The sequence below is a fragment of the Micropruina sp. genome (assembly GCF_047607385.1).
Lineage (GTDB): Bacteria > Actinomycetota > Actinomycetes > Propionibacteriales > Propionibacteriaceae > Micropruina.
This window is the reverse complement of record NZ_JASGDE010000214.1, coordinates 1-8482: the sequence shown is the minus strand read 5'-3', so window position 1 is coordinate 8482 and position 8482 is coordinate 1. Positions and strand designations below refer to the sequence as shown.

Below are 8482 nucleotides of genomic sequence, written 5' to 3'. Positions count from 1 at the left end.
GGGGGGGCGGGTCGCCTCTACAACCCCCGGCGGCGCCCCCCACCGCGGTGTCTGCCACCGCACGGACCGGGTGGTTCAGCCGATTGGAACCCAAATGGCCTCAATTGCCGGCACCGCGTACGATAAGTGAGAAAGTGCTGGCTTACCGCTCGGAGGCTTGAATGGCTGAGGCGTTGTCGATACAAGAACTCGGCAAGATTGCTCGACGCTATTGGCTTATCCTAGTAGCACTAGTTGCAGTCGGGGGTCTTGGCGGGTACCTCGGTGCACGGATGTTGCCACCCACCTACACGGCCACCGCGACCGAACTGGTGAAAGGCGTTCCCGGCACCGACCTGGTGGCCAACTATCAGGCCGCCCAGTATGCGATCAGCCGGGCCCGCACCTACCCGGTCTTCATCGACAGCCTGCCGGTGCTGGAGGCGGTCCGCGGCGACCTGGCCGGCACGGCCAGCATCGACGACCTCCAGCAGCAGTTGACCGCCAACAACCCGATCGACACCCCGCTGGTGCAGGTCACCGCCGAGGCCGGCACAGCGGAGGGCGCCCGCGACATGGCGAACTCGGCGGCGCGTCACCTGGCTCGCTACATCACCCAGCTGGAGACCGTGAGCGGATCCTCGCCGGTGACCGTCGAGCTGGCGGTCCAGGCGACCACTCCCCGCTCCCCCACCGCACCGCGACCGGTGCTGATCGCCGGCCTGGCGGCCTTCGCCGGCGGCTGCCTCGGCCTGGCCGGAGTGGTGCTGTTCGACCGGATCGGGCGTCCGCTGGTGGCGGCCCGCCGGCTCCGCTCCAGCAGCGATCCCGAGAGCCCCTCCGGTGAGGACGCCGAGTCGACGACCCCGCCGGCCACCGCGACCCCGCCGGCGACCGCGGCCGCCACAGCGTCCGAGACCACTCAGCCGAGCGGCGCGAAGGCCAAGCCCGCGACGAAGAAGGGGGGCCAGGCAACCGGTGCGCTGACCCAGCGGCCCGGCGACGCCCGCGATCCCGCGTCGGCCCGAGCCTCGGCCTAGGCCGCCGATGCTGGTCGTACCCCGCGCCGAGAGGCCGTTCGCGAAGGGGCCGTACCTCGCGATGCTGGTCGCCGTGGTGGCCACCGAGCCATGGCGTCCGGCCACCTACTTCGAGGGCTCCTTCGACGGCGTCGTGATCGCCAAAGCGCTGCTCAGCGTAGTGGCGGCGATCACCGCCTGGTACCTGGTGAGCAAACGACCCCGGCTCGGCGTTCCGGCCTGGCCGACGCTCCTGGTGGCGCTGTACCTGAGCATCACGGTGTTCGGCGGCTGGGCCGAGGGAGTGCTGCTGTCGTCCTTGATCATCGCGGTCCGCGTGCTGATCCTGGTCGGGATCGTGAACCTGCTGCTCAGCGGCTACGACGGCTATTCGGTGATGGCCGGGCTGGTCGGGGCGCTGGTCACCGTCGCGGTGGTCAGCGCATTGACCGGCGGACTGCGGGCCTCCGACGGACGGCTGGCCGGCGGCATCCCTCCGCTGCACCCCAACGAGATCGCCGCGATCAGCGCGATGGGAATCCTGTGGCTGCTGTACCGGGCGGTCAACGGCCGGGAGAACGCCGTCGACCTGGTGATGCTGGCAGTGGCCGGCACGGCGCTGGTCGCCTCCGGTTCGCGCACCTCGCTGGTGATGGTGCTGCCGGCGGCCGCGATCCTGGTGTTCACCGCGCGGCGCTTCCACCTGCGAGTGCTGATCCCGTTCGTGCTCAGCCTGCCGGTGATCGCCTTTACGGTGTTCTTCAGCGACGCCATCACCGGCGCGCTGACCCGCGAGGGCAGCAGCGAGGACATCGGCTCGCTGAGCAATCGGACCATCGCCTGGCAGTCGGCACTGATGCCGAAGTCGTCGGCATGGCTGACCTGGGCCGGCGGCGGGCTCACCCTGAAGCGGATCGAGGTCCCGGGGCAGTGGTGGTCGCACCAGATCCTGGACAGCAGCTGGGTCTCCGCCCTGGTCCAGGGCGGCTACCTCGGTGTCGCCACCTGCCTGGTGCTGATCCTCTACGGGCTGTACCGAGTGGCCCGCGTCCCGGGCGAGTTGCGCGGCTTCCGGCTGGCGCTGATCCTCTTCCTGGCCCTTCGCGGCGTGCTGGAGAGCGGACTGTTCGACGCCAGCACCGCCTTCCTCACCTGTTTCACCGCCCTGGCACTGCCGGACGTGTCCCGGGCACGCCACCCGGTCCTGGCACCTCTGCCGGACCGGCACCCAGTTCCTTCCTTCGTGTGGCAACCGCCACACTCACCGATCCCGGGGGAAAACGTGCGCAGCATCAAGAAACGACTGCTCGTCGCGGGCAACCTGTTGGCGTTGGGCCTGGTGGTCGCCGGCCTGGTCAACTTCTTCGCGCCGCGCAGCTATCAGTCGTCGGCCGCCCTGTACGCCACCGCCGCGGGCACGCAGTTGCGGGCCACCGACATCTACCAGGGCACCATGATGGTGTCGGCGCGGATGGCCACCTACGTCGAGTTGGCCACCTCGCCGGTGGTGCTCAACGGCGTGATCGAGGAGCTGCGGCTGGACGAGGGCCCGAACAGCCTGGCCGAACGCGTGCACGCCACCAACCCCGGCGGCACCACGGTGCTGGTGGTGACCGCGACGGATTCCGACCCGGCCCGCGCCCAACTGATCGCCGCCACCGTCGCCAGCCGGTTCAACCAGGCCGTGACCGGACTGGAGTCGGGCGCCGAAGCGGCGCCCCAGGTGAACTTCCGCGCGGTGGAGCCGGCCCAGGCGCCGACCGAACCGAAAGCCCCCGACCGGCTGCGCAATCTCGCCATCGGCGGGGGGATCGGCGCCGGGCTGGGGCTGATCGTGCTGCTCTGGCCGCTGGTGCGGATCGCGTCCTCCCCGGACGGGCAGCTGCGGCTGATCCTGCTCGGCCCGATGGCCGACCGGCTGGACGCGTCCGCCGTCCGGATCGTCGGCGAGGTGGAGTCCGCGCCGCAGCCGGCGGTGCTGTCGCACCGTCCGGCGGCACTCACCACGGGGGCGGAACGATGACGCCGTCCCCGCCCCACCGTTCCGGGAGACGACCGTGATCAAGAAGCTGCAGCTCGGCACCCGGCTGCGACAGTTGCCCGACCGGGTCCGCATCGGCGCCAGCATCGCGCTGGCCGCGGTGGCGGTGGCCGCGGTCGCCTTCTCCGTGCTCCCCGAGCGGATCACCGGAACTCCGGCCGAGCCGATCTGGCCCAGCACCGGAGCCGGCACGAACTCGCCGGCGGCCGTTCCCGGCCAGGCCCCGGATTCCTGGACCAAGCAGGTCGACGCCGCCGTGGTGGCCACCGCCTGGCCGAAACTGAACCCGCCGCTCGACAAGCTGTCCCGTTCCCGCGCCGCCGAGTGGGACGCCTGCCGCAACGTGACCGCGGGCACCGAGGCGAAATGCCGCTTCGGCAAGAGCAACGACCCGAAGAAGACGGTGGTGATCCTGGGCGACTCGCTGGCGATCAGCTGGATTCCGGCCGCCCGGGCGGGTTTCGAGAGCAAGGGCTGGACGGTGCGCGGGCTCACTTTCAAGGACTGCCCCGCCGCACGCATCGACGTGGTGCCGATCTCGCGCGACGTGAGCTTCACCGAGGACTGCCGCAAGCACCAGGAGTACGCACTGGCCCGGGCCAAGGCGCTCAAGCCGGCCATCGTACTGATCTCCACCGGCAACGGGACGCTGACCAGGATCCTGGGATCGCAGGGCCCGGAGGCAGCGGCCGCCCTGCAGCAGGCCGAGACCACGGCGATCAAGTCGCTGGTCACCGACAACACCAAGGTGGTCGTGGTGGCGCCGCCGCCCGACCGCCGGGACATGGGCGCCTGCGCCACCCACGTCAGCACCCCGGCGGACTGCCTGTCCGACGTCCAGGTCCCGTGGAACACGCTGCGCACCCTGGAACAGGACGCCGCCAAGCAGGCCGGCGGGGTCTACCTGAACACCCAGTCCTGGACCTGCACGCTCGACGGCCAGTGCCCGTCCTTCATCGGCACCACCCCGGTGATGACCGACGGCGTGCACCTGACCAATTCGATGAGCCGGCGGCTGGGCACGGTGCTCTTCGACGCCGCGACGGCGAGAGCCTGAGTGGCCCCGATGAACGATCCAGCAGTGTTTTCCACAGCGTCGTCGGCGGCCTCGCCGACGGCCATGACGACCGGTCTCGAAGGGGTTCGAAGCCACGGAATCGTGGCTGAACTCCGGCGTCCCGGTCACTAAGATAACGATCACCGGTTCTCACGCCCAGGAGTCATATGTCCCCGCTTTCCCGGCGCGATCTGCTCATCGGTGGCGGATCGGCGGTGGTCGGGGCCGGCATCGCTGGCACGGTGGCCACGGTCTATGCCAACCGTCCGGCCACGCCCGCCACCCCCTCGCCGGATGCGGCCGGAATCACCGTCCGCAACTGGATCGACCGGCGCCAGGCGCCCTATTTCATCGGGCACCGGGGCGCGGAGGGGGTGCTGCCCGAGCACACCCTGCCCGGCTATCAGAAGGCCCTGGAGTGGGGTGCGGAGTGCCTGGAGATCTCCGTGGTGCGCAGCTCCGACGGCATCCTGTACTGCCTGCAGGACCTCACCCTGGAACGCACCACCACGCTGAAGGGCGAGGCTCGCAGCCTGACCTCGGCCGAACTCGATCTCGGCCGGGTCACCATTCCGCGGCTGGGCCCGCGCTGGCAGGGCGTCAACATGCCGGCCATCCCCCGGCTGACCGACGTCCTGAAGGAAGTCGGCGGCAAGGCGGTGCTGTGTATCGAGCCCCGCGACGACGCGGCCTACCAGCCGCTGATCGAGCTGATCGAACAACAGCAGCTCAAAGACTCGGTGATCCTCCGGTTCGATCACCTGTCGCCACGTATCGCGGCGGCCAAGACCGCCGGCTACCCGGTCGCGGCCTACCTGACCAGCGCCGAGGTGGCCACGGAGGCGGCGATCAAGTCGCTGGCCGGCCGGCTCGACCCGCGGCAGGACGTGCTGGTGCTGCCGGCCCGCAACGACACCGACCTGCTGCCGCAGAAACTGGTCCAGGCCGCCGTCCGTAGCGGCGTCCCGGTGTGGGTGTCCCCGGTGCACCGTCGCCACGAGGTCGACTACTTCTCGCTGGTCGGTGTGCAGGGCATGGTGGCCGCGTGCAACGGCTACACCGCCCGAACCGTCCCGGCGGTCGCCACCGACGACTGGGCGTCCGGGCAGCTGGCGCCGGGCGCGCTGACCCGCAACCCGGACAGCAGCACCTACAGCCTGCAGTGGCCCGACGTCGGAGTGATCGAGATTCCGACCCCGGGCCGGCAGGCGTTCATGACGCTGGGGCAGTTCGCCCCGATCACGGCCACCTCCTACCGGATCGCCTTCGACGTGGCGTTCGACCCGATGCCGTCCGACACCTGGCAGCACGTCTCGATCGCCTTCGGCCACGACGATGATCGCTACTACGAGCATCGCCTGGGCAACGCCGACGGTTATCACGCGCTGCTCCGCGCCGACGGCACGATGGGCCTGGCCACGCACGTCGAGGGCGATCGCAACGGCCGGCAGTTGGTCGGCCCGGCGTCCAGCCGCCCGATGAAGCGCGGGGTCTGGGCCCGGATGACCCTGGACGTGACCCCCGACGAGATCCGCTGGGCGCGCGACGACGGCACGGTGCTCAGCGTCAAGGACTCCCGTTTCCGGGGCGGCTACTTCCACATCGGCAGCTCGGCAACCGACGGCGCGCTCAAGCTGCGCGGCCTGGCGGTCAGCTGAGACGCTCCGGGGGCATCCCAACAGCGCCGCCGGCGCGGGATCGAGGCCCGACGGCCACTGCGCACAGCACCGCGTCGATGCCGCACGTCCAGGGAAACTGTGAGATTCACATGAGATTGCTTAAGTTTACTCTCATGAACTAGAGTCACCGTTGACCTACAAGCATGAGAGTTGGCTGTGTCTTACTCAGACATGGCCGGGCCCTGGTCCGGGGGGACGGCCTGACCCTCTCACACCCCTTAGGAGATCCTTAGTGCGAACGTCCCTCCGAGCCCTCCTTGCGTCGGCTCTCTCGGTCCCGCTCCTCCTCACGTTCCCCGCGTATCAGGCCCATGCCGACACGGTGACCGTGATGGACGACCCTCTCTACCAACGCCTCAGCCCGAGCACCGGCGCCAGCCTGGTGACGCCGTGGGCCGATGAGGCCAAGGCGGCATCCAGCCAGTACGGCTACACCACCGACCTCGGCACCCCGTTCAAGGCGTCCAGCTCCGCGTCCAGCGGTCTGTCCGCGATCCACCGGCTGTGGAACCCCACCACCATCGACTTCACCGACGTGGTGGCCGGCTCGTCCGCCTTCACCAAGGCTCGCTCGGCCGGCTACGTCGACCAGGGCGTGCGCTACTACGCGCTCGCCAACGCGGTCAGCGGACGCACCCAGCCGATCAACTCCTACGTGAAGAGCGGGAAGCACCGCCTGGCCACCGCCACCACCGGGAAGACCCTGGAGGCCTCCGGTTGGAAGCTGGACGCCGTGGCGTTCTACGTGCCGGCCGCCCCGGCCGCGTCCACCCCGGCGCCGACCCCGACTCCCGTCCCGACGACTCCCGCGCCCCCGGCCGTCAGCGAGGGGACCACCGCCAGCAACGGCAGCGCCGGCTCGCTGGCCGTCGGCTCGGCCAGCTACCCCGCGCCGTCCAACGCGATCTACGTCTCCACCAACGGCAACGACGGCAACTCGGGCAGCGTCTCGTCGCCGGTCCGCACCATCAACCGGGGCCTCGCCATCGCGCCGACCGGCGGAACCGTCGTGGTGCGCGGCGGCGTCTACCGTGAATCGGTCACCATCAGCAAGCAGGTGACCCTGCAGAACTACTCGAAGGAAGCGGTCTGGCTGGACGGCTCGACCCCGGTCAGCGGCTGGGTCGCCGACGGCACCACCTGGCGCAAGGACGGCTGGACCACCCGGTTCGACCACTCGCCCACCTACACCCAGGGCGCCAAGGACAGCACCGTCCCGTACTGGCAGTTCGTGAACCCGAACACCTACCCGATGGCCGCGCACCCCGATCAGGTCTTCGTCAACGGCAGCCCGCTGCAGCAGGTCAAGTCGAAGAGCCTGGTCAAGGACGGCACCTTCTACCTCGACGAGGGCACCTCGAAGCTCTACATCGGCAGCAACCCGAGCGGCAAGACCGTGGAGGCCAGCACCACCGTCAAGGCGCTCAGCATCCGCGGCGCCAACAGCGTGGTGCGCGGGATCGGCGTCCGCCGCTACTCCCCCTCGGTGTTCCACATCGCCTCGGTGACCATCGAGCAGCCCGGCGTCCAGCTCGAGAACGTGGTGATCGCGGACTCCGCCACCACCGGCCTGAGCGTGCAGCGTGAGAAGGTCAAGCTCAACCAGGTCACCGTCACCGGCTCCGGCATGCTCGGCATCCACGGCCGGTTCGCCGACAACCTGACGATGACCAAGGTGCTGTCCACCAAGAACAACGACGAGCACTTCAACCTGGCACCGGTCTCCGGAGGCGCCAAGTTCGGCGCCAGCCGCGGCATCACGGTGGTCAACTCCTCGTTCTCCGGCAACTACGGCCACGGCTTCTGGGAGGACGTGTCGGTCTACAACTCGGTCTTCCGGCAGTCCGACTTCAGCGACAACACCGGCACCGGCCTGTTCCTGGAGATCTCTGCCAAGGTGGTGGTCGGCGACAGCACCTTCGCCCGCAACCAGGAGTTCGGGATCAAGGTGAACAACACCAGCAACGTCAAGATCTGGAACAACACCTTCGTCGGCAACGGCCGTCCGCTGAACATCGTTCAGGACACCCGGCGCAACACCAACCGCTACGACCAGGCCGTCGATCCCCGGATCTCGTGGCCGGACCCCGAGATGCCGTGGACCCTGGGCCCGGTCACCGTGCGCAACAACGTCATCGCCAACCCGACCACGGCCGCGAACTGCCTGGTCTGCGTCGAGGACTACAGTGCCACCAAGACCGCCGAGCAGATGGGCGTCACCTTCAACGGCAACGTCTACGGCCGCGCCACCTCGAAGCCGACCTGGCTGGCGATCTGGAGCCGGGGCAAGGTGAACCCGAACCCGTACGTGTTCACCACCCTCGCCGCGTTCAAGTCCACCACCGGCCAGGAGGCCCGCGGTCGTGAGTACGTCGGCACCAACATCGTCGACGGCAACCTCAAGCTGACCTCGGCGGTCAAGTCCGTGGAGGCCAGCGTCGCCGAGGCGCTGCCGTCCGACGTGGCGACCGCGATCGGCCGCACGGCCGGAAGCCGGACCCTCGGTCGCTGGTGATCCCCGCTGATCCGGACGCGGTGAGCACCCGGATCACGGACACCGGTCCGATCGGCTGAACAAACGGCGGTGCGGTGTGTCCCAGGAGTTCCGGGAGTCGAAACTCCTGGGACACACCGCACCGCCGTTTGTTCAGCCGATCGGACCGGTGTCCGTGATCCGGGTGCTCACCGCGTCCGGATAAGCGGGGAT

General features: G+C 69.4%; 5 protein-coding genes. All 5 read left to right on the top strand.

What is annotated here, in order from left to right; all coding sequences use genetic code 11:
• Positions 1–272: 272 nt before the first annotated feature.
• The 5 genes from QM582_RS18570 to QM582_RS18550 all read left to right on the top strand — a co-directional run bounded on the left by QM582_RS18570 (position 273) and on the right by QM582_RS18550 (position 8290).
• Complete coding sequence (locus QM582_RS18570; protein WP_415086933.1) at positions 273–1019, top strand: YveK family protein; 747 nt, start codon at positions 273–275, stop codon at positions 1017–1019.
• Between the two features lie 7 nt (positions 1020–1026).
• A complete protein-coding gene (locus tag QM582_RS18565; protein ID WP_415086931.1) occupies positions 1027–3021 on the top strand; it encodes an O-antigen ligase family protein in 1995 nt (664 codons plus the stop codon).
• Positions 3022–3055: 34 nt separating this feature from the next.
• Entirely contained in the window at positions 3056–4096 is a 1041-nt protein-coding gene (locus tag QM582_RS18560) for an SGNH hydrolase domain-containing protein (RefSeq protein WP_415086929.1), read from the top strand.
• A 167-nt stretch (positions 4097–4263) separates the two neighbouring features.
• Positions 4264–5754 (top strand): glycerophosphodiester phosphodiesterase, encoded by a 1491-nt coding sequence (locus QM582_RS18555; protein ID WP_415086927.1) that lies wholly within the window; start codon positions 4264–4266, stop codon positions 5752–5754.
• A gap of 352 nt (positions 5755–6106) precedes the next feature.
• Entirely contained in the window at positions 6107–8290 is a 2184-nt protein-coding gene (locus QM582_RS18550; RefSeq protein WP_415086925.1) for a right-handed parallel beta-helix repeat-containing protein, read from the top strand.
• Positions 8291–8482 lie beyond the last annotated feature (192 nt).